The sequence below is a fragment of the uncultured Sphingomonas sp. genome, from assembly GCF_902806265.1.
Lineage (GTDB): Bacteria > Pseudomonadota > Alphaproteobacteria > Sphingomonadales > Sphingomonadaceae > Sphingomicrobium.
In genome coordinates this window covers 38,931-58,630 of sequence record NZ_CADCVZ010000010.1, presented here as the reverse complement: position 1 = coordinate 58,630, position 19,700 = coordinate 38,931, and the positions used below count along the sequence as shown (strand labels likewise).

Sequence of the window (19,700 nt, the reverse complement as noted above, 5' to 3'; positions counted from 1 at the left end):
CGCAATCAACGGCATCTTCGTCTCCCGGCTCGGTCAGGGTTGATCCTTCCTTTCCGCAGCCGCCTTGGCAACAGCCAGGATGATGCCAAGCAGTCTCTGCCGATGCGCCAGCTGAAGGCTCACCTTGCGAGAAGGCTGCGCACGGCCGCGACCAACGCCCCGGCGGATGAATGAACGTCCGCTCACGGGCGCGCACGTTGCGCCTGCCAACGTCTGGAATGGGCGCAAAGCGGACGCTGGTATACGTTGCGATAGACCTGGAGGAGGGTATTGTTCCGCTATCCGGAGGCGCGGCCTGAGTTAGGCCAACTGACTTTTCAACGGAGTTGCACCGGACCGGGGATTCCGCGCCATGGGCCAGCAGCTCTGCGAGCCTCTGTTTTTCAAAGTGAAAAATGGTGGGCGTGGCAAGGATTGAACTTGCGACCCCTGCGATGTCAACACAGTGCTCTACCACTGAGCTACACGCCCACTGCGGCGGGCATCTACCCGCGCCTTGGGGCTTGCGCAACCCGAATCGGGCGGTCGTCAGAGCCGGCCGTGCGCGTCCTCGGTCTGGAAGATGCGATCGACCTCCGCCACCAGGTCCTTGAGGTGGAACGGCTTACTCAGCAGCTTCGCTTCCGGCGCCGTTCGTCCGCTCTGCAGGGCGACCGCGGCGAAGCCGGTGATGAACATGACGCGGATCGCCGGGTCGATGTGCGAGGCCTTCTGCGCCAGCTCGATCCCGTCCATCTCGGGCATCACGATGTCGGTCAGGAGGAGGTCGAACCGCCCTCGCTCCAGCAAGGGCACCGCTTCCGTCCCGCACCCCACCGCGCTCACCTCGTAGCCGACGCGGGTCAGGGCGCGAGCCAGATACTCGCGCATGGAATGGTCATCTTCGGCGAGCAGAATCCGGTACATGACGCCGTTGTATGCGCCCAACGATTAATATTTTCCAGCGCAACTCGTCCTATCTCGCGGGGCAGTTGTGGCGGCACGCCCCCAACCCTAAGAGGGTAGGAGGTGACTAGCCCCCTTTCCGCCCCGACCGTGCTTCCAGGCACCGGCAGTTTGCCCGTTCTGCTGTCGGTCCCCCATAGCGGGACCGACTACCCGGACTGGCTCCTGCGGGCAGCGCGGCGCGGCAAGGGTGCCCTCGAGCACCTGGAGGATCCGCTGGTCGACCGGCTGGTGTGGCGCGCGCTAGCGCAAGGGTGCGGCGCAGTGATTGCCCGCGCGCCGCGCGCGGCCGTGGACTGCAACCGCTCGCTGCAGGAGATCGACCCGGCGATGGCTGGCGGTGTTCCGGGCAGCGATCCCGGCCCCCGCGCCCGGGGTGGGCTGGGCATCGTACCTACCCGCACCCCACGCGACGGCGACCTATGGCGAAACAAGCTCGGGTCCGGCGAGATGGAGCGGCGTATCGAAGGCGGGTGGCGGCCTTACCACCTGGCGCTGCGCGACCGCCTGCAGCAGCTGCAGCGGCGGCATGGCGAGGTGCTGCTGCTCGACTGCCATTCGATGCCGAGCCGGGGACCGCGCCAGCCGCAGATCGTGGTGGGCGATCGCTACGGGCGCAGCGCTGCGGCCTGGCTCGGTGACCTGGTCCGGCGCACGGTGGAGCGCGAAGGGTTCACCGCCGCGTTCAACGACCCTTATGCGGGCGGCTGGATCGTCGAAAGCCTAGGCGATCCCCCGGCCGGTGTTCACGCGATCCAGCTCGAACTGGATCGCAGCCTCTACCTCGACGGCAGCTGCCGCAAGAGCGGTCCGGGGTTCGACGGGGTCGCCAGGCTGCTGGAGACGCTGGTGGTTACCGTGGCCGACGCGTTGACCGCGCGGCAGGAGCTGCCCGCCGCAGCAGAATAGGGCGTCGTCAGGCCTGAACCGGAAACGGCGGCGCGCCCGTGAAGCTTCCGGCCGGACCTTTGCCCTGCTGGACCTGCCGAGCGAACACGTCGCGGATTTGCCCCAGGCTGAACAGGTGGGCGAAAACCAGCGCCAGCATGCCGTTCTGGTTCATCTTGCGCAGCTCGTCCCCGCGCATCTCGCGCAGCTTCTCTTCGTCCACCATCTGGAACCCCCGGTAGACGAAGGGCTGGGTCGCGCCTTCGGGTTGAATTGCCACCTCGCCGTCCATCAGCAGCCCCGACCGCTGGAGCTCAGCCATGAACAGCTGGGTGCGCTGCCCCGCAGTCTCGAACTGCTCGCAGAATTGCAGCACCGCGTTGGTGGCCTCGCTCGGCCCCTCCCCTTCGAACAAGGGCTCGCCATCCGCGAAGTCGCCGACCGCGCCGGCAGTCGGATCGAAGCACAAGGATAGCTCGTCGCTGTCCGGCCGCAGCTTGGCCAGCATGAACGGGTAACGGCGGAGATAGGCGGGCATGTAGACCGCCCGGTCGAGCGGCTCGCCGGTCTCGTTCACGAATGTGTTGACCCCTTCGTTGAGGCCCATCAGCGCGAGCGGCACCGGATCCTGCCCGACCGAGAAAATTATCGGGTAGTAGCGCTGCGCCATCGCGAACTCGTCAATAGTCAGCGGAATGGCGTGGGCGGTGGCGAGCCCGGGCAGGCTGGTCAGTCCGCGCACCCGGAAACCGCCGTGCTGGTTGCTGTTTAGCGGCTCCAGCTGGTTGTAAAGAAACGGCAGGGCATTCGGCGCGGCGGTCGCCATACTCTTGATCTCCTGGGGTGCGGCGCCATGATGCTCATGGAGCCACCGTCGGCTTCGGGCCAGTTTTTGTCCGGGCGCGCTACTATGCCGGCGCTCACCATCTGGCAAGGCCGGGGCGGAGTTCATGGGGGGTTCAATGGTGCTGATGGAGGCCGGGCGGAGCAACCGAGGCCCATCCGCTTGAACCTTTATGGCTTATCGATCCTGTCGCAGCTGCTGGCGCTGTTTGGCGGCCAGCCTCCGGCGACCGCGACCGTCAGCCGGGTGATCATCCGCGACGAACTCGTGATGCGCGTGCCCGTGGTTCGGTCGCGCATGGCCTGGCCGGTGCGGTGGGTAGAGAAGCGCGGGCCCAAGTGCATCAGGAGCGGCGCAGTCGCCGCGGCCGCGTTGGCGGAGGATCGCAGCATCGATTTCTTGATGCGCGACCGGCGCCGCATCCGCGCCAAGATGGACAGCGAGTGCCCGACGCTCGACTTCTACGGCGGCTTCTATCTGCAGCCCGCCGACGACCGGATCTGCGCGCGCCGTGACGAGATCCGGAACCGCATGGGCGGATCCTGTCAGATCGAGCGCTTTCGGACCGTGGTGCCGAGACCGGTCAAGTAGCCACATTCCTTGACTTTCCCGGTGCCCTCCCGCAGTGGGCGGGGGCCGGCGGCGCCGCTATTGGCAGCTGCCACTTTCAAAGACCCCGCATGAGCTTCGCCGACCTCGGCTTATCCGAAGAACTGCTGCGCGCCATCGACGAGAGCGGCTACACCGAGCCGACGCCGATCCAGCGCGGCGCGATCCCGTCCGTGCTGATGAACCGCGACCTGGTCGGCATCGCCCAGACGGGCACCGGCAAGACCGCCGCCTTTGTGCTGCCGATGATCGATATCTTGGGCCACGGCCGCAGCCGCGCGCGCATGCCGCGGTCGTTGATCCTGGAGCCGACGCGCGAGCTCGCCGCCCAGGTCGCCGAGAACTTCGAGAAGTACGGCAAGTACCACAAGCTTTCCATGGCCCTGCTGATCGGCGGCGTGCAGATGGGCGATCAGGTCAAGGCCTTGGAGAAGGGGGTGGACGTGCTGATCGCCACGCCCGGCCGGCTGATGGACTTGTTCAGCCGCGGCAAGATCATGCTCAATGACTGCAACCTCCTGGTGATCGACGAAGCGGACCGGATGCTCGACATGGGCTTCATCCCGGACATCGAGGAGATCGCCTCGCGCTTGCCCAAGCAGCGCCAGACCCTGCTGTTCAGCGCCACCATGCCGCCGCCGATCCAGAAGCTCGCGGCCAAGTTCCTGAGCGAGCCCAAGACGATCGAGGTCGCGCGGCCCGCCACCGCCAACGTCAACATCGAGCAGCGGCTGGTGGTCACCCGCGGCGACAAGAAGCGCGACGTCCTGCGCGACCTCCTCCGCCACGAGGAGTTCAAGAACGCGATCATCTTCTGCAACCGCAAGACCACGGTGCGCGAGCTCTATACCAGCCTCAAGCGCTCGGGCTTCGCGGTCGGGCAGATCCATGGCGACATGGAGCAGCCAGCGCGCATTGCCGAGTTCGACCGGTTCAAGCGCGACGAGATCAACATCCTGGTCGCCTCCGACGTCGCGGCCCGCGGCCTGGACGTGAAAGGCGTGTCACACGTCATCAACTTCGACGTGCCCTGGCAGCCGGACGACTACATCCACCGCATCGGCCGGACCGGCCGCGCGGGCGCTCAAGGCATCGCGATCACCCTTGCCACCAAGGAGGACGCGGAGGCCGTCGCGCAGATCGAGAAACTCACGGGCCTCAAGATTCCGCGGGTCGTGCAGGCAGCCACGGAGCCCGCAGCGGAGGAAGCGGCGCCGGCGGAACGGCCGCGGCGCGAACGGCGGGAGCGCAAGTCTCCACCGGCCGCAGCCCAGCCGGAACCTCGCCTCGAACGGACGGAGCCGCCACCCCGCCGCCAGCGCGAGCCGGAACCCACTGCCGAACGGGCCGAGCCTTCGCCCCGCCGCCCGCGCGAGCCGGAACCCGCGGAAGAAGGCGGCTGGAACGGCCCGCTGCCTGACTTCCTGTCGGTGTCGCTCAGCTAGCTTCCGTCAAACCCCCCGCCGGCCGCGCCGACGGGGAGGTTTGCCGACTTTCGCGAGGGCTATCGGGCGTAGAACAGCGCCACCGTACGCCGGTACTGGGTGGTGAACTCCGGCGTGTCATCGCGCTTGAACTTGGGCGCGCTTTCGAGCTGGTCGCTCGTCAGGTTCAGCCGGTAGCCGTCATGCTCGACGTCGTAGTCGAGGGCCGACCAGGGCAGCGGGAACAGGTTCCCGCCGATGCCCAGCGTTCCGCCGAACGACAGCACGGCATAAGCGACCCGGCCGGTGTATTTGTCGACCATGAAGCTGTCGATCTTGCCGAGATGCTGCCCGTCGCGACCGAGTACCGGCGTGCCCTCGACCTTGGCGGACGAGATCAGACGGGCGGTCTCGTCGGTCTGCAGCCGCAGCTCGAACTTCTTGGCGTCGGCCTTGTCCGACTTCTGCCGGCGGGCGTAAATGGCCGCGCCCGCAGTCGCCGCGGCAGCCGCCGTCCCGAGCGCGATGCCGGCCCAGTTCGGACCCGAGCGCCCCTTGGTATCCCTTCGGGAGTTGGAGTTTCTGGGGCTGCTGTTCTGCGCCTGGTAGGAGGTGCTGCTGGTGCGCGTATCGGCGCCGGTGCTGCCGCTCCGTGCGTTTGCACCGCCGGTAACGAGGGCGGACGTGCCTTGATCCTCTTCCTGGAACATCAACGCGTTGGCCGCAGTCGCTGACAACCGCACCTTGCCGCCTTCCACGTCGGCCACCAGGCCGGTCGAGAGGTAATGGTGATGACCTTGGTGACTGCCCTGCCCGCTGTCCTTCTTGGTCAGCTTGATGCGGTCGCCCTCGACCTTGTCGACGGTGCCGACGTGAACGCCGTCGGCGCCTATCACTTCCATATGTTCTTCGATGCCGCTGATGCGCGCCATGGTCGCCTCCTTGATTTGGATGGCGCTTTAACGACTCGGTTCAGCAATGGATGCGCGGCTAAGCGCAGCGCTCGCGGTACCGGTCGAGAAACGCGCGGGCATGGTCGTCGAGTCTGCGCTCGCCGACCGCGCGGCGGAGGTCCGCCATCACGCGCTGGTAGAACCACAGATTATGCTCGGTCATCAGCATGGCGCCCAGGATCTCGCCGGAGCGGACGAGGTGGTGGACGTAAGCGCGCGACCAGGTGGCGCAGGTCGGACAGGGACAGCCGGGCTCCAGCGGCTCCCCCTCCTCCGCGAAGCGGGCGTTGCGCAGGTTGAGCGGACCGTCGGCGGTGAAGGCTTGTCCGGTGCGGCCGCTGCGGGTGGGCAAGACGCAGTCGAACATGTCGATGCCGCGGCGCACCGCCTCGACTAGGTCGTCCGGCTTGCCCACACCCATCAGGTAGCGTGGCTTGTCCGCCGGCAGCTGGCCGGGCGCGAAATCGAGGCAGCCGAGCATCGCCTCCTGCCCCTCGCCCACCGCCAGCCCGCCCACCGCATAGCCGTCGAACCCGATATTGATGAGCGCGTCGGCGGACTGCTGGCGCAGTTCTTCGTCGAGCGCGCCCTGTTGGATGCCGAACAGCGCAGCCTGCTCGGCGTGCTCGCCGCCGCGGTCGAACTCCACGCGGGAGCGGCGGGCCCAGCGCACCGAGCGTTCCATCGCCGCCTGCTGCTGCTCGCGGGTGGCGGTGGTGGGCACCAGCTGGTCGAACTGCATGACGATGTCGGAGCCGAGCAGCCGCTGCACCTCGATTGATCGTTCCGGCGAGAGCATGTGCCGCGAGCCGTCAAGGTGGCTCTTGAACGATACTCCCTTCTCCGTGACCTTCGTGAGGTCCGACAGGCTCATCACCTGGTAGCCGCCGCTGTCGGTCAGGATCGGCCGCTCCCACCCCATGAAGCGGTGCAGGCCGCCGAGCCGCGCCACCCGCTCGGCACCGGGGCGGAGCATGAGATGATAGGTGTTGCCCAGGATGATGTCGGCACCCGCCGCGCGCACGTCGGCGGGCTTGACCGCCTTGACGGTGGCGGCCGTGCCTACCGGCATGAACGCCGGCGTGCGGATCTCCCCGCGGCTCATGCGGATCATGCCGGCGCGCCCGGCGCCGTCGGTAGCGGTGATGGTGAAGTCGAAACGCGTCATCGGCCGCGCTCCTAGCGGGGCACGGCCCCCATCGCTACAGCGCTCCCAATGATCGAACCCTGGGTCTACCCCGTGCTCACCGCGGTCTCGCTGCTCGCAGGCTTCATCGATGCGATCGCGGGCGGTGGCGGGCTGCTCGTGATGCCGGCGTTGCTGTTCTGCGGTGTACCGCCCTTGCAGGCGCTGGGGACCAACAAGCTGCAGTCGATGTTCGGGACGCTGGTGGCGATGGGCAACTACGCCCTGTCCGGGCTGATCGAATGGCGGCGCAACCTACCGACCGTGGCCGTGGTCTTTCTCGGCTCGGCCACCGGTTGCTGGATCATCCAGAGCATCAACCCGCGGCTGCTCGGGCTCATCATCCCAGTGCTGCTGGCCGCCGTCGCCCTCTACGTCCTGGTAAGCCCGCGCATGACCGACGAGGACGCCCACCACCGCGTGAGCAGCACCGGCTATGCGCCGATCGGCGGGGGCATCGGCTTCTACGACGGCTTCTTCGGTCCGGGCACCGGCACTTTTTTCACCGCCAGCCTGGTCGGCCTGCGCGGCTACGGCCTGACCAAGGCGACCGCGCTCACCAAGCTGTTCAACTGGACCAGCAACATCGCCGCGGTGCTGCTGTTCGCACTGGGCGGCAAGGTGCTGTGGCTGCTCGGCTTGTGCATGGCGGCGGGCGCGATGCTGGGCGGCTGGCTGGGCAGCCACACCGCGATGAAATTCGGTGCGCGGCTGATCCGCCCGTTGCTGGTGACGATCAGCCTGGCGATGACCGCACGGCTGCTGTGGGGCTATTTCGCCGGCTAAAGCTGAGCTGCGTTAACCAACTAAGGGGTTGAAGCGACTCGCTCATCGGCTCAGCTTTGTGCGGCACGGTCGATCGCGCGCCCAGCGGACCAACTCGCCTGCTGCGCGCAAAAAGGGGAGCCAATAGCATGGGCCTGCGCAACTTCTCGGGAGTGTACGTATTCGGCGATAGCCTGGTCGACGCCGGCAACGCCCTTGACCTGGCCGAGGTCTACGACTTCTTTCCGTTCACCTCGCTGCCGGACGGCGCGCCGTCGACCGGTAGGGGCTACTACAAGGGACGGTTCACCGACGGCTTCACCTACGCCGACCTGATCAGCAACAAGTTCATCGGCGTGCCGACCAAACCGGTGTTCCCATTCGGCTATGACGATCCCCTGCTCGGCATCTCGTTCGGCTTCTTCTCCGATCCGAACGGCAACAATCTGAACTTCGCTTACGGCGGCGCCCAGATCCGGCAGGGCGGCGAGGCGGTGCCGGACATGGACGACCAGACGGACGCCTTCCGTGACGCGGTGGACGGCGATGCCGACGGCGATGCGCTTCACCTGTTTACCTTCGGCGCGAACGATGTGCACGACTACGTCCCCGCTACCGGCCCCTGGCGCGATCTCGAGTCCGTTCGGGCCAGCATGGAGCGGGACGCGGCGGAGTTCATCGAGGAGATCCGCCAGGCCATCGACATCGGCGTCGACCACATCCTGATCACCGGCGTGCCCGACGTGGGGCTGCAACCCTATTACAACGGCCTCTTCGATGAAGCCCAGCGCCGCGCAGTCGCAACCGAATATGCCCGCATGCTGGACGAGTTGATCCGGGCGGAGATCGAGGATCTGCGAACGCTCCGGCCGGAGGCGGAGATCATCTACGCCAGCTTCACCGAAATGGGCGACTTCATCTTCGACAATCTGGAGCGGATCTACCCCGCCTCGGCCATCTACCCGGCCAACCGGAGCAGTCTGGTCTTCATGGACCAGCTGCACCCAACCGCGCAGCTGCATGCCCATGCCGCCGCCTACCTGATCGATGCGGTCAACGGCGGATCCTCGGGCGAAGCGGTCCGGATGGCGCAGTCGGACGTAGGGCTGCGGGGGTCCATCGCAGCCAAGGGAGAGGTGGACCGATTGACCTTCTCGCTGGCCGCCAACTCGACCTTCACCTTCGAGATGCTCGGCCTCGGTTCGGGCAAGCTCACGGCCAATGCCTCGGGGACGCTGGCCGACCCCGAGCTGCGGATCATCGGCCCGGACGGGACGGTGGTCGCGTCGAACGATGACGGCGGGCTGGGCCTCGACGCGTTTCTCCAGTTCACGACAACGGTCGCAGGCAACTACACCGTTGAGTTGCGCGGAGTTGGGGTCCTAACGGGCGCCTACCTCCTCCAGGCCGACAATGCGGCGGTTCAGAACGACAGCTATACAGTGAGGAGCAGCTCCACGCTGGTGGTCGAAGGGGCCGGCGGCGGGACCGACCGCGTCTACACCACCGTCAGCTACCAGTTGGCGAAAGGCTCCGCGATTGAGGTGCTGTCGACCACCAACAGCAGAGGCACGGCAGCGCTCAACCTCACCGGCAACGAACTCGCACAAACCATCATCGGCAACGCGGCAAGCAACATCATCGACGGCAAAGGCGGTAGCGACTCGCTGCACGGCAAGGCAGGCGCGGACGTGTTCGCGTTCACCACCGCACTCGGCAGCGGCAATGTCGATCGGATCGGCGACTTCTCGGCAGCCGAGGAAAGTATCCGGCTGGAGAATGCGGTCTTCGCCGGACTGCCGACCGGAGCGCTTGGCGCCGGCGCCTTCCGCACTGGAATCGTCGCGGTGGACGCGGACGACCGGATCATCTTCGATCCCGTGGCCCGCAGGCTCTACTTCGACCCGGACGGCGCCGGCGGAGCGGCGCAGCTGCTGTTCGCGACGGTGGCCGGCAGTGACCTCAACTTGACGGCGGCGGACTTCTTCGTCGTTTGAGGCGCCGCCTGAGCGGCTCGGCGCGCATTCAGCAGGTGCAGGCCCATGTGCGGAACGGTCAGCGCGGCCAGCCACCAGAACACGGTCCGCACGAACGCCGCGTCCGCCGCGAGTTCCTGGCGCAGCAAGCCGTAGCCGAGCGCGGCCAGAGCCACAGCCGCGACACTGAAGGGGAGCGCGGCTTTCAGCAGCTGCGGGACCGTCTCGCCCGGCAGCAATGAAGACCGCAACGCCCGCGGCGAGTGCAGCAGCGCAAAGTAGGCAGCGAAGGCAAGCAGTGGCGGCAGGAACAGGAACAGCGCAGTGACGCCGATCAGCTCCAGGCGACCGATTGCCTCCCGCTCGATCGCGAGCGTTACCACCGCTGCGCACAGCCAGACGATCAGCCCCGGCCCGGCCAGCCATGGCACCAAGGCGGCGCCTTGCTCCCCAGCGAGCCAGCCGAAGATCGTGGTCAACTCTTCCCGGTGAGCCGCCGCGGCGGCGATTGGCGGAATCGCGCCTCGGGCGAGGACCGCGACAGGTGCCCCGCTGGGCGAATCGTGGCTGCCGAAGTGGACCGTGGCAAGGATCAGGAAAGCGGCGAGCGCGGGGCCGGGCGCGGCCAGCCACCACAGCAGCATCGCGCCAGCCGCCGTCAGGTAGAGCAGCAGGAACGCGCCGAGCCAGCCGCGGCCCAGCACGGGCTCCAGCAGCCCCCGCGCGACCCGATGGTCCAGTGCCCCGTGGGGGGTTCCGCCGACGAACACCGCCAGGCCCAGCAGCGGCAGCTGCGCGGCGAGGCTCACCCGCCGCGGCCCCTCCGCTCTTCGCTCGAGCCCGGTTCCCAGACCTCGTGGTGCGCGGCCGGGGCCGGCCGAAGCTCATGCTCGGGAACGCGTCCGTCGGCGAGCGCGCGGGCGGCCTTTTCCTGCGTGTTGCTGAGCGAGTAGAGGCCGAACAGGATTTTCGCGGCGATATCCAGGCCGGTGTAGATGCCGGTGCTGGTGTCGTCGTCGATCAGCTCCAGCGCCTCGGGGCCGATCAGGAAGTTGACCGGGTAGCCGGCCCAGACGATGCTAAGGAAAGTGAGGTTGCGGCGGTAGACGTCGGCGGCTTCCTCGCCGGTCTTCTCCGATTCCTCCCGCAGCGGACCCCAGAGCAGGTAATAAAGGCCGACGAACGCTCCGGTGCTGACGCCGTACCAGCTCCACTTCATCGAGCTGTCCTTGGGTGCTTCGTCCGCCAGATAGCCGGTGGCGATCATGTACAGGTCGGTGAACAGCGTACCGAGGAGCAGGCCCCAACGGCGGAACGGGGTGCCCAGCGCGGTCAGCCCGAGGCTGGTGAGCAGCAGGGGCGTGGTGATCGACCAGTCGACGTAGCGCATCCAGAACAGCTCGCGCCCGCCTTCTTTCGGCTTGCGCCCGCCGCCGCTGGCCATCAGCAGGTAGGCCGTGCCCGCGGTCAGCACGACCAGGCTGTGGATGAGCTTGTCGTTCTCCTCCTCGCGGGTCTTCACCGCGATCTCAGGCTGGTCCGACTGGTCCGCGGTGGCGCCGCCTCCGCCCTCGTCCGGGCGGCGCATGGCGAGGATTGCCACAAAGCCGACGACGAACGCCGCCGCACCGAAGCCAAGCCACTGGTTGCGAGTCATGCGCATCACCCCTGCTGAGCCGCCCCGCACGTGAAATGGCCAGCAAGTCCTAGGGTTCCAATGGTTCGCTTGCCGGCGCCGGACTGGTAAGCCGGTGGGAACGGCACTAAATGACCACCATGCTCATCGCCGCCCAGAAGCGCCGGCAGACGGTGATCGGGCTTGGCCTCGCCGGGCTGATCATGGTAGTCTGGCTCGGGCTGCACGTCTATTCGGTGTTCTTTCACCCTCTCCGGAGCATTGGCCTGCTGGCGGCGCCGCTGCTGGTGGCGGCGCTGACTTGGCTCAGCGTCGGCCTCTTCATCGTTGCCCACGACGCGATGCACGGCAGCCTGGCGCCCGGGCGCCCCGCCGTGAACCGGTCGGTCGGTCGACTGGCGCTGCTGCTCTACGCGGGGTTCTGGATGGACCGGCTCGCCCCCAAGCATTTCGACCATCACCGCCATGTCGGCACCGGGCACGACCCCGACTTCTCCGAAGATCATCCGACCCGCTTCTGGCCCTGGTACGGGCAGTTCATGCGGCGCTATTTCGGGCTGCGCGAGTTCCTGCTGCTGACCGCCCTGGTATGGAGCTACATCCTCCTGCTGGGCGCGCCGCTCGCCAACCTGCTGCTGTTCTGGGCGGTGCCGTCCCTCTTGTCCTCCGTGCAGCTGTTCCTGTTCGGCACCTTCCTCCCGCACCGGCACGAGGAAGCGCCGTTCGCGGACGAGCATCGCGCGCGCAGCAACGAATACGGCTGGCTCGCCTCGCTGCTGACCTGCTTTCATTTCGGCTACCACCGCGAGCACCATCTGAGCCCTGGGACGCCCTGGTGGCGGCTGCCGGCGGAGCGACAAAGGCGCCAAGCGCAGCTACAGCCCTGAGCGGGCCATGGCTCATTTCGCGCTGATCTGCCCGCCCTTCGCGAGCCATATCCACTCGCTGAGCGTGCTCGGCGAGGAGCTGGTGCGGCGTGGCCATCGTGCGACCTTTGTGCTGAACGCCGAGGCCGAGGCCATGGTGAAGTCGGCGGTGCTCGGGTGCGAAACCGTGGCCGGACGCAGCGGCGATCCGGCGGTCGGACGGGTGCTCGCCAACGCCACCCGGCCCGCCGGACTGTTCGGCACGCTGCGCACCATCGCGGAGAGCGCGGCCATGACCGCCCAGCTGTGCGCGGGCGCCCCCGAGCTGCTGAGGCGCATCGGCTGCAACGCGGTGATCGCCGATCAGCTGGAGCCCGCGGGCGGACTGCTGGCGCTGGGGCTTGGGCTGCCGTTGGTCAGCCTGGCCACGGCCCTGCCGATCAACAGCGGGCCGGGCGTGCCCCTGCCTTTTCTCGACTGGCCATTCGACCCGAGCCCGCGTGGGGTCCGCCGGGCGCGGGTGGCGGTGCGGATCGGCGGCTTGCTCAGCCGACGCCAGAATCGGGTGATCGAAGCTTGCGCGCGGCGCCTCGGTATCGATCCGCCTTGCCGCAGCATGGAGGATTGCCTCAGTCCGATGGAGCAGATCGCGCAGCTCGTCTGCGGCTATGACTTTCCGCGCCCCGAGCCGGTGCCGTTCGTGGGTGTCGGACCGTTGCGCCACCCCGAGGAGGAGCGCGGCGACGAGGTGCTGCCGTTCGCCTTCGCGCCCGAGCGGCCGCTGGTGTTCGCCAGCTTCGGAACGCTTCAGGGCGGGCGCGTTGGGCTGTTCCGAGCAATCGCTGGCGCCTGCCGCGACGCAGGTGCCGACCTGCTGGTAGCGCACGGCGGCAAGCTGGACGAGGCTGAAGCGGCCGGGATCGGCGCAACCTTCGTCACCGATTTCGTCCCTTACCGTGCGGTATTGAAGCGGGCCGCGCTGTGCGTCACTCACGGCGGCTCCAACACCGTGCTTGACGCGCTGGCGTGCGGCGTGCCGCTGCTGGTGCGTCCGGTCGCCTTCGACCAAAAGGGCAACGCTGCGCGGATCGTGCACCATCGGCTAGGCGAGCGTATAGACCTGCGCCGGCTGCCCGAGCAGATCGGCCGCCTGGTCGCCGACGAAGGCTACCGCCGCCGCGCTCGGACGCTCGCGGGGGAAATCGCCGCCGCCGGCGGCCGCACCCGTGCCGCGGACATAGTGGAAGCGACGCTCAACTATTAGGCAGCAGCAGGCTGCCGTCCCCGTAGCTGTAGAAGCGGTAGCCTTCCGCGATCGCATGAGCATAGGCGCGTTGCATGGTGTTGAGGCCCATCAGCGCGCTGACCAGCATGAACAGCGTGCTCCTGGGCAGGTGGAAGTTGGTCAAGAGACCGCCCACGGCGCGGAAGCGGTAGCCCGGCGTGATGAAGATGTCGGTGTCGCCCTCGAACGGACGCACGGTGCCGTCCTCGTTGGCGGCGCTTTCCAGCAGCCGGAGCGACGTGGTGCCGACTGCGATCAGCCGCCGTCCCGCCCGTCGCGCGGCGTTGAGACGCTCGGCCGCTGCGGCGTCGATCCGGCCCCACTCGGCGTGCATCCGATGCTCGGCCGTGTCCTCCGCCTTGACCGGCAGGAAGGTGCCCGCGCCGACATGCAGGGTCAGCGTTTCCCGCCCGATGCCCGCCTGGTCCAGGGCGGCGATCAGCCGGTCGGTGAAGTGCAGCGCGGCGGTGGGGGCGGCCACCGCACCCTCCTCGCGCGCGAACATGGTCTGGTAGTCGGCGGCGTCCTCCGCGTCGGCGGCGCGCCTGGAGGCGATGTAGGGCGGCAGCGGCATCGTTCCCGCGCGCTCCAGCAGCAGTTCCACCGGCTCCTCGCCCGCGAACTCCAGCAGCACGGAGCCATCCGCGCCCTTATCGGCCGCCAGCGCCTCGACCCCGCCGCCGAACTCCAGCCGGTCACCGGCCCGCACCCGCCGCGCGTTGCGCACGAACGCCCACCACCGCCGCAACCCCTCGCGCTTGTGCAGGGTCGCGCCGATGCTCGCTTCGCCCCGGCGGCCTTCCAGCTGGGCGGGGATCACGCGAGTATCGTTGAACACCAGCACATCGCCCGGCTGCAGGAGCCGCGGCAGGTCGAGCATGCAGTGATCGGACAGCCCGCCGCCCTTGACCCTGAGCAACCGCGCGCTGTCCCGCGGCCGCGCCGGACGCAGGGCGATCAACTCGGGCGGCAGCTCGAAGTCGAACAGGTCAACGCGCATCGTCTCTCGTCATTGCGAGGAGCATAGCGACTAAGCAATCCAGTACCTTGAAGTGAGCGGGATCGCTTCGCTGTGCTCGCAATGACGGATGCTTAGTTCGTCGGCTTAGGAGGCTGCTGAGTCTCGGTGGGCGGCGCCACCGGCTCGGGCGCTTGCGCCTCGGGTGCAGGCTGGTTCGACGAGCCGAGCGAGGCCCGCACGATCCGCGTCGGCTGCGCCGGCGGCTCGCCCTGCGCGATCTGGTCGACGAAGGTCATGCCCTGGATGACCCGGCCGAATACCGTGTATTTGTTATCGAGCGAAGCGCGCGGCGCGAACATGATGTAGAACTGGCTATTGGCGCTGTCCGGGCTCTCCGCGCGCGCCGCAGAAACGGTGCCGCGGAGGTGCGGCAGCGTGGTGAACTCGGCCTTGAGGTCGGGCAGCGGAGAGCCGCCCGTGCCGTCGTTCTTGGGATCGCCGCCCTGTGCCATGAAGCCGGGGATCACCCGGTGGAAGGCCAGCCCATTATAGAAGCCGCTGCTGGTGAGCGTCTTGATCCGCTGCACCGTCTGCGGCGCGGCATCCGGGCGCAGCTGCACCACGACCCGGCCGCCGTTGGACAGCTCCAGCGTCCATTGGTTGCCGGGATCGGCGACGACGTCGGCGGGAGCGTTGATGGGCAGAGCGGTCGAGGCGGCCGGCGCCCGCTGCGCGACGGCGAGCGCCAGGCTCAGAAAGGCAGCTGTGAACATGCGAAATCCCTCTAGCGAACCAGCTTCGCGGCGACGTCGGCCGCGACGGCTGGCGTGACGAACTTGTCGATGGCGCCCCCGTAGCGGGCGATTTCTTTCACCAGCCTTGACGCAATCGGCTGCAGCGAGACGTCGGCCATCAGGAAGACAGTCTCGATTCGGTCGTTCAGCTGCTGGTTCATGCCGGCCATCTGATACTCATACTCGAAGTCGGCGACCGCGCGCAGCCCGCGCAGGATCAGCGTCGCCCCTTCGCGCTCGGCGAAGTCCATCAGGAGGGAGTCGAACTCCACCACGCTGACGTTGCCCAGGTCCGCGGTCTCGCGCCGCACCATCTCCAGCCGCTCGGCGACGGTGAACATCGGCTCCTTGGACGGATTGGAGGTGACCCCGATCACCAGCCGGTCGACGAAGCGCGCTCCTCGCCGCACGATGTCCAGGTGCCCCAGGGTGAGCGGATCGAAGCTGCCCGGGTAAACGCCGATGCGTGTCGTCACCGGTCGCGCTCCACCGCGTAGCGGGCGATCGCGCGGAGGAGATCCGCCTCCTCGCCATGGTCGTGGAGGTGCTCGACCGCCTGCTCAACAAGCAGCCCGGCCTGCGCCCGCGCGCGCTCCTCGCCGAGCAGCGACACGAAGGTCGCCTTGCCCGCCGCCGCGTCCTTGCCGACCCGCTTGCCCGCCGCCGCCTCGTCACCGCCATGGTCGATGAGGTCGTCGGCGATCTGAAAGGCCAAACCGACGTTGCGGGCGTAGCCGCGGTAGGGCGTCCTCCCTTCGGGCGGCAGCTTCGCCATGATCACTGCTGCCTCTACCGCAAACTCGATCAGCGCACCCGTCTTGAGCTGCTGCAGCCTGGTGATCGCGGGGAGGTCTAGCTGTTCCTCTTCGGCGGCCAAATCCATCATCTGCCCGCCCGCCATGCCATCCATGCCCGACGCCTTGGCCAGCTCCAGCACCAGCTCCGAGCGGACGAACGGGTCCTCGTGCGTCTCCGAGTCCGCCAGCATCTCAAAGGCGAGTGCATGGAAGCAGTCCCCGGCCAGCACCGCCGCCGCTTCGCCGAACGCCTTGTGCACCGTGGGCTTGCCGCGGCGCAGGTCGTCGTCATCCATGCAGGGGAGGTCGTCGTGGATCAGGCTATACACGTGGATCGCCTCCACGGCCGTTCCCGCCCGCAGCGCCCGCTCCTCGTAGATCGCGAACAGGCGGGATGCCGCCACCGTGAGCAGCGGCCGCAGCCGCTTGCCGCCGCCGATCGCCGCGTGGCGCATCGCCTCGCACAGCCGGTCGCGGCCGTCGCAGCGGCTGGCGAGCAGCCGTTCGAACAGCCGGTCCACGCCGTCCGAGACCGCCCGGGCCTCGGCCAGCAGGTCCACGCTGGAGCGGGGCGTCGCGTCAGCTACCGTCAAAGGGCACGGTTCCGAGCAATTGTCCGTCGGGCCCCAGCGCGATCGCGTCGATCCGCACCTGCGCCGAGCGCAGCCGTTCCTCGCACAGCCGCTTCAGCCGATCGCCTTCCTGGTAGAGGTCGATCGACTGGTCGAGCGGCGCCTCGCCCCGCTCCAGCAGCCGGACGATCTCCTCCAGCCGCGCCAGCGCCGCCTCGAAGCTCAACTCGCCAGGTTCGGAGGGCCGGTCCATGTCGTTTGGGGTGGCCGAAGCGCCCGCTTGAATCAAGCGCGCTTGAACGGGTCGCGGATGCCGGGGACGATCTCGTCGGGGCGGCCATGCTCCGCCTCGTCGGCCGCGATCTCGGCATCGCGCACATGCTGCTCGCGCTCGGTCCGGAGCTGCTCGATCAGCGCCGCCCGGTCGCCCTCCAGCCGCGTATCGGTGCGCGCTTCCATGCCGGCGGCCTTTTGCGCCTTGGCCACCGCCGCGTCGAGTTCGCGCTGGCTGGTGAGGCCCAGCGTCACCGGGTCCTTGGGCTGGATGTTGGCCATGTTCCAGTGGCTGCGGTCGCGGATCGCGGCGATGGTCGTGCGGGTCGTCCCGATCAGCTTGCCGATGGCGCCGTCGGTGACCTCCGGGTGGTTGCGGATGATCCAGGCGATGCCGTCCGGCTTGTCCTGCCGCTTGCTGACCGGCGTGTAGCGCGGTCCCTTGGTGCGGGTGACCGCGTCCGGCTCCTTGTGCATGCGGAGCCGGTAGTTCTCGTCAGCTTGGCCGCGCTCGATCTCCTCATGGGTGAGCTCGCCCGAGCGGATCGGATCGCGGCCGGTCAGCTTGGTCGCTGCGGTGTCGTCGGCGATCGCCTGCACTTCCAGGAGGTGGAGACCGCAGAACTCGGCAATCTGCTCGAAACTGAGGGACGTGTTGTCGACCAGCCAGGCAGCGGTCGCGTGGGGCATGAGCGGCTGGGCCATGCGGCAAGATCTCCAGACATGAAAAGGGCCGCCCCTCGCGGAGCGGCCGGTATGGCCGAGCGCTTACGCCCGAGTGCCGCGCAGGGCAAGGCTGCACGTTGCTCTGGAACTTGGCAATTGGCGGTGCTATGTTTGCCAAATGGCAACGCAGCTCCAGGTCGACGATCTTCCTCGCACGGACGAAATGCGCCGCCGCCAAGCGGTCGAGCAGGGGCTCCCCGTGAAGATGCTCCGGGCCCTAATGTCCGATGGCACGGTTGGCTTGCACCACCTGACTCGAGTGATCGCACCCAGGCGAACGCTGGAACGCCGGCTGCGGGACGGGGAGCGCCTGACGGTTGAGGAAAGCGACCGGCTCGCCCGGTTGGTGCGCGTTCTGGACCTTGCAAGCCATACGTTCGGCGACCGGCAGAAGGCCGTGGATTGGCTTTCCGCACCCAAGCGGGCCTTTGGCGGCGCAGCTCCGCTAGACCTCATTCGAACCAGCGTCGGCTCCGATGAAGTCGAGAACTTCTTCCATCGAGCGGCGCACGGGATGCTCGCCTGAGTGCATCTATGGCGCATCTCCGAGCATCTGGAGCTGGATGGCTATGGTGGCTACCTGTATCCGGGCCGGTGGAACAGCGGTGGCATCCACGTTATCTACACGGCGGAACATAGCTCCCTCGCCCTGCTTGAGGTGCTTGTGCAGTTCGAACTAGCCGAGCTTCCGCCACCTTATCAGCTGTTGCAGATCCAAGCTCCCGATCAGCTCGAAACGCGCAGCTTCGCCGGAGCGCTGCCTGCTATTGCTGAAAGCCGGGCCTGGGGAGACGCTTGGCTCCGCGCCGGAGAAACTGCAGTGGCGCAGGTTCCGGCGGCGGTCGCTCCGGAAGCCTACAACATCCTGATTAATCCTGCGCATGCCGATGCCGCGGGCATCCGGCTCATCCGCAATGCGCGCTATGGCTGGGACCCGCGCCTGTTCGGCTGATCATGGCACCAGCACGATCTTGCCGACATGCTCCCCCGCTTCCATCCGGGCGTGGGCGGCGGACGCTTCAGCCAGCGCGAAGGTGCGATCCATTACCGGGCGAAGCTGGCCGCTCTCGACGAAGGGCCAGACGGTTCGGCGGAGCTCTTCGGCGACGGCGGTCTTGAACTCGGTAGGCCGCGGCCGCAGCGTCGACCCCGTGAGGATCAGGCGGCGGCGCATCACCTCCATGATGTTGAGTTCCGCCTTGGCGCCGCCTTGCGTGGCGATGGACACGTGCCGCCCGCCCTCGGCCAGGCAGCGCAGGTTGCGCGGCAGATAGTCCCCGCCGACCATGTCCAGCACCACAGCAACTCCGCGACCGGTGGTCAGCTGCTCCACTTCGACCTCGAAATCGCTCGCCCGGTAGTTGATCGCCGCCGCCGCGCCGATCTCCCGGGCGCGCTCGCACTTCTCTGCCGTGCCGCAGGTTACGATAATCTTGAGCCCGAACAGCCGCCCGAGCGCGACGGCGGTGGTGCCGATCCCGCTGGTCCCGCCGTGCACCAGCACCCAGTCGCCCTCGGCCGCCCCGCCGCGCTCGAACATGTTGATCCATACGGTGAACAGGGTTTCAGGCAGGGCCGCGGCCTCTCGCAATGTGAGTCCGGGCGGCACCGGCAGGCAGGTTCCGGCCGGAGCGACGCAATATTCGGCATAGCCGCCGCCGGCAACCAGGGCACAGACCGGTTGGCCGACGAGGTGGGTCGCTCCCTCGCCTGCGGCCACGACCTCGCCCGCGATCTCCAGCCCCGGGACGTCGGGTGCACCGGGCGGCGGCGGATAGGCCCCTCGCCGTTGCAGCACGTCCGGCCGGTTAACTCCCGCCGCGGCCACCCGCACCAGCACCTCGCGCGCACCTGGCCGAGGCACCGGCCGCCCGACCGGCAGCAGCACCTCGGGTCCGCCGGGCTGCTGTGCCTCCACCGCCACCATCGTCGCTGGTATGTCTCCGCTCATGCCGCGTGTTATTGACAGCGCCCCGCCCCCGGTCAACGCTGCCGCCCATGGACTTCGACGAGCTGTTCCCGTCCAAACCCGACGACCCGCTGGCGCTGCTCGCCAAGCAGGACCTTGGCCCGTTGTCGCAGGACGAGCTGGATGCCCGCATCGAAGCGCTTGGCGCGGAGATCGAGCGCACCCGCACCCACATGGCCGAAGCCGCCAGGCACCGGTCCGTGGCCGATGCGCTGTTCAAGCGCTAAGGTC

General features: G+C 68.0%; 23 protein-coding genes, 1 tRNA gene and 1 pseudogene. 10 read left to right on the top strand and 15 right to left on the bottom strand.

Features of this window, described 5'->3' with window-relative positions; translation table 11 throughout:
• Window positions 1-396 precede the first annotated feature (396 nt).
• Together QZX62_RS02950 and cpdR are read right to left on the bottom strand one after the other, a co-directional pair.
• Window positions 397-471 (bottom strand) — tRNA-Val (locus tag QZX62_RS02950).
• A gap of 57 nt (window positions 472-528) precedes the next feature.
• Complete coding sequence (gene cpdR, locus QZX62_RS02945) at window positions 529-906, bottom strand: cell cycle two-component system response regulator CpdR (RefSeq protein WP_294172012.1); 378 nt, start codon at window positions 904-906, stop codon at window positions 529-531.
• A 102-nt stretch (window positions 907-1,008) separates the two neighbouring features.
• On the opposite strand from cpdR, the gene QZX62_RS02940 reads away from it, so the two are divergent.
• Window positions 1,009-1,854 (top strand): N-formylglutamate amidohydrolase, encoded by an 846-nt coding sequence (locus QZX62_RS02940; protein WP_294172010.1) that lies wholly within the window; start codon window positions 1,009-1,011, stop codon window positions 1,852-1,854.
• Between the two features lie 7 nt (window positions 1,855-1,861).
• Here the strand turns inward: QZX62_RS02940 and QZX62_RS02935 are convergent, their stop codons facing one another.
• Window positions 1,862-2,659, bottom strand: a complete 798-nt coding sequence (locus QZX62_RS02935) for a SapC family protein (protein WP_294172009.1) — start codon at window positions 2,657-2,659, stop codon at window positions 1,862-1,864.
• Between the two features lie 180 nt (window positions 2,660-2,839).
• Between QZX62_RS02935 and QZX62_RS02930 the strand changes: the two genes are divergently transcribed.
• Window positions 2,840-3,268 (top strand): hypothetical protein, encoded by a 429-nt coding sequence (locus QZX62_RS02930; RefSeq protein WP_294172007.1) that lies wholly within the window; start codon window positions 2,840-2,842, stop codon window positions 3,266-3,268.
• A gap of 89 nt (window positions 3,269-3,357) precedes the next feature.
• Entirely contained in the window at window positions 3,358-4,731 is a 1,374-nt protein-coding gene (locus tag QZX62_RS02925; RefSeq protein ID WP_294172006.1) for a DEAD/DEAH box helicase, read from the top strand.
• Between the two features lie 59 nt (window positions 4,732-4,790).
• Here the strand turns inward: QZX62_RS02925 and QZX62_RS02920 are convergent, their stop codons facing one another.
• The 3 genes and pseudogenes from QZX62_RS02920 to tgt form a co-directional block, all read right to left on the bottom strand.
• A complete protein-coding gene (locus QZX62_RS02920; RefSeq protein ID WP_294172015.1) occupies window positions 4,791-5,420 on the bottom strand; it encodes a PRC-barrel domain-containing protein in 630 nt (209 codons plus the stop codon).
• Window positions 5,406-5,642: pseudogene (locus tag QZX62_RS02915) on the bottom strand (DUF2171 domain-containing protein); the annotation flags it as partial. The pseudogene QZX62_RS02915 and the gene QZX62_RS02920, both read right to left, overlap by 15 nt.
• 58 nt (window positions 5,643-5,700) lie before the next feature.
• Window positions 5,701-6,831 (bottom strand): tRNA guanosine(34) transglycosylase Tgt, encoded by a 1,131-nt coding sequence (gene tgt, locus QZX62_RS02910; protein ID WP_294172003.1) that lies wholly within the window; start codon window positions 6,829-6,831, stop codon window positions 5,701-5,703.
• Between the two features lie 48 nt (window positions 6,832-6,879).
• Here tgt and QZX62_RS02905 point away from each other — a divergent pair, with 48 nt between their 5' ends.
• Together QZX62_RS02905 and QZX62_RS02900 are read left to right on the top strand one after the other, a co-directional pair.
• Entirely contained in the window at window positions 6,880-7,635 is a 756-nt protein-coding gene (locus QZX62_RS02905; protein WP_294172001.1) for a TSUP family transporter, read from the top strand.
• A 128-nt stretch (window positions 7,636-7,763) separates the two neighbouring features.
• The gene (locus QZX62_RS02900) at window positions 7,764-9,611 is read left to right on the top strand and encodes an SGNH/GDSL hydrolase family protein (RefSeq protein ID WP_294172000.1); all 1,848 of its coding nucleotides are present in this window, start codon (window positions 7,764-7,766) and stop codon (window positions 9,609-9,611) included.
• Here QZX62_RS02900 and QZX62_RS02895 read toward each other — a convergent pair.
• Together QZX62_RS02895 and QZX62_RS02890 are read right to left on the bottom strand one after the other, a co-directional pair.
• The gene (locus tag QZX62_RS02895) at window positions 9,509-10,399 is read right to left on the bottom strand and encodes a Brp/Blh family beta-carotene 15,15'-dioxygenase (RefSeq protein WP_294171999.1); all 891 of its coding nucleotides are present in this window, start codon (window positions 10,397-10,399) and stop codon (window positions 9,509-9,511) included. The two genes, QZX62_RS02900 and QZX62_RS02895, sit on opposite strands and share 103 nt — an antisense overlap.
• Entirely contained in the window at window positions 10,396-11,247 is an 852-nt protein-coding gene (locus QZX62_RS02890; protein WP_294171998.1) for a bacteriorhodopsin, read from the bottom strand. Before QZX62_RS02890 ends, QZX62_RS02895 begins: the two co-directional genes overlap by 4 nt.
• A 110-nt stretch (window positions 11,248-11,357) precedes the next feature.
• On the opposite strand from QZX62_RS02890, the gene QZX62_RS02885 reads away from it, so the two are divergent.
• Window positions 11,358-12,113: a fatty acid desaturase gene (locus QZX62_RS02885; protein ID WP_294171997.1), complete on the top strand. Its 756-nt coding sequence runs from the start codon at window positions 11,358-11,360 to the stop codon at window positions 12,111-12,113.
• Window positions 12,114-12,120: 7 nt separating this feature from the next.
• Window positions 12,121-13,356, top strand: a complete 1,236-nt coding sequence (locus tag QZX62_RS02880; RefSeq protein ID WP_294171995.1) for a glycosyltransferase — start codon at window positions 12,121-12,123, stop codon at window positions 13,354-13,356.
• Here the strand turns inward: QZX62_RS02880 and queA are convergent.
• The 6 genes from queA to QZX62_RS02850 all read right to left on the bottom strand — a co-directional run bounded on the left by queA (window position 13,346) and on the right by QZX62_RS02850 (window position 17,479).
• Window positions 13,346-14,377, bottom strand: a complete 1,032-nt coding sequence (gene queA / locus QZX62_RS02875) for a tRNA preQ1(34) S-adenosylmethionine ribosyltransferase-isomerase QueA (protein WP_294171994.1) — start codon at window positions 14,375-14,377, stop codon at window positions 13,346-13,348. The two genes, QZX62_RS02880 and queA, sit on opposite strands and share 11 nt — an antisense overlap.
• Before the next feature lie 92 nt (window positions 14,378-14,469).
• A complete protein-coding gene (locus QZX62_RS02870; RefSeq protein WP_294171993.1) occupies window positions 14,470-15,111 on the bottom strand; it encodes a peptidylprolyl isomerase in 642 nt (213 codons plus the stop codon).
• 11 nt (window positions 15,112-15,122) lie between these two features.
• Window positions 15,123-15,608, bottom strand: coding sequence for a pantetheine-phosphate adenylyltransferase (gene coaD / locus QZX62_RS02865; protein WP_294171992.1), 486 nt, complete (start codon window positions 15,606-15,608; stop codon window positions 15,123-15,125).
• A complete protein-coding gene (locus tag QZX62_RS02860) occupies window positions 15,605-16,522 on the bottom strand; it encodes a polyprenyl synthetase family protein (RefSeq protein ID WP_294171991.1) in 918 nt (305 codons plus the stop codon). Before QZX62_RS02860 ends, coaD begins: the two co-directional genes overlap by 4 nt.
• The gene (locus QZX62_RS02855) at window positions 16,509-16,754 is read right to left on the bottom strand and encodes an exodeoxyribonuclease VII small subunit (RefSeq protein ID WP_294171990.1); all 246 of its coding nucleotides are present in this window, start codon (window positions 16,752-16,754) and stop codon (window positions 16,509-16,511) included. Before QZX62_RS02855 ends, QZX62_RS02860 begins: the two co-directional genes overlap by 14 nt.
• A gap of 32 nt (window positions 16,755-16,786) precedes the next feature.
• Window positions 16,787-17,479, bottom strand: coding sequence for a DUF1013 domain-containing protein (locus tag QZX62_RS02850; protein WP_294171988.1), 693 nt, complete (start codon window positions 17,477-17,479; stop codon window positions 16,787-16,789).
• A 139-nt stretch (window positions 17,480-17,618) separates the two neighbouring features.
• Between QZX62_RS02850 and QZX62_RS02845 the strand changes: the two genes are divergently transcribed.
• The gene (locus tag QZX62_RS02845) at window positions 17,619-18,026 is read left to right on the top strand and encodes an antitoxin Xre/MbcA/ParS toxin-binding domain-containing protein (protein ID WP_294171986.1); all 408 of its coding nucleotides are present in this window, start codon (window positions 17,619-17,621) and stop codon (window positions 18,024-18,026) included.
• Window positions 18,027-18,452 (top strand): RES family NAD+ phosphorylase, encoded by a 426-nt coding sequence (locus tag QZX62_RS02840; RefSeq protein WP_294171984.1) that lies wholly within the window; start codon window positions 18,027-18,029, stop codon window positions 18,450-18,452.
• On the opposite strand, the gene QZX62_RS02835 is transcribed toward QZX62_RS02840, so the two are convergent.
• Window positions 18,453-19,451: an NAD(P)H-quinone oxidoreductase gene (locus QZX62_RS02835; protein WP_294171983.1), complete on the bottom strand. Its 999-nt coding sequence runs from the start codon at window positions 19,449-19,451 to the stop codon at window positions 18,453-18,455.
• 47 nt (window positions 19,452-19,498) lie between these two features.
• On the opposite strand from QZX62_RS02835, the gene QZX62_RS02830 reads away from it, so the two are divergent.
• Window positions 19,499-19,696, top strand: a complete 198-nt coding sequence (locus QZX62_RS02830; RefSeq protein ID WP_294171981.1) for a DUF1192 domain-containing protein — start codon at window positions 19,499-19,501, stop codon at window positions 19,694-19,696.
• Window positions 19,697-19,700 lie beyond the last annotated feature (4 nt).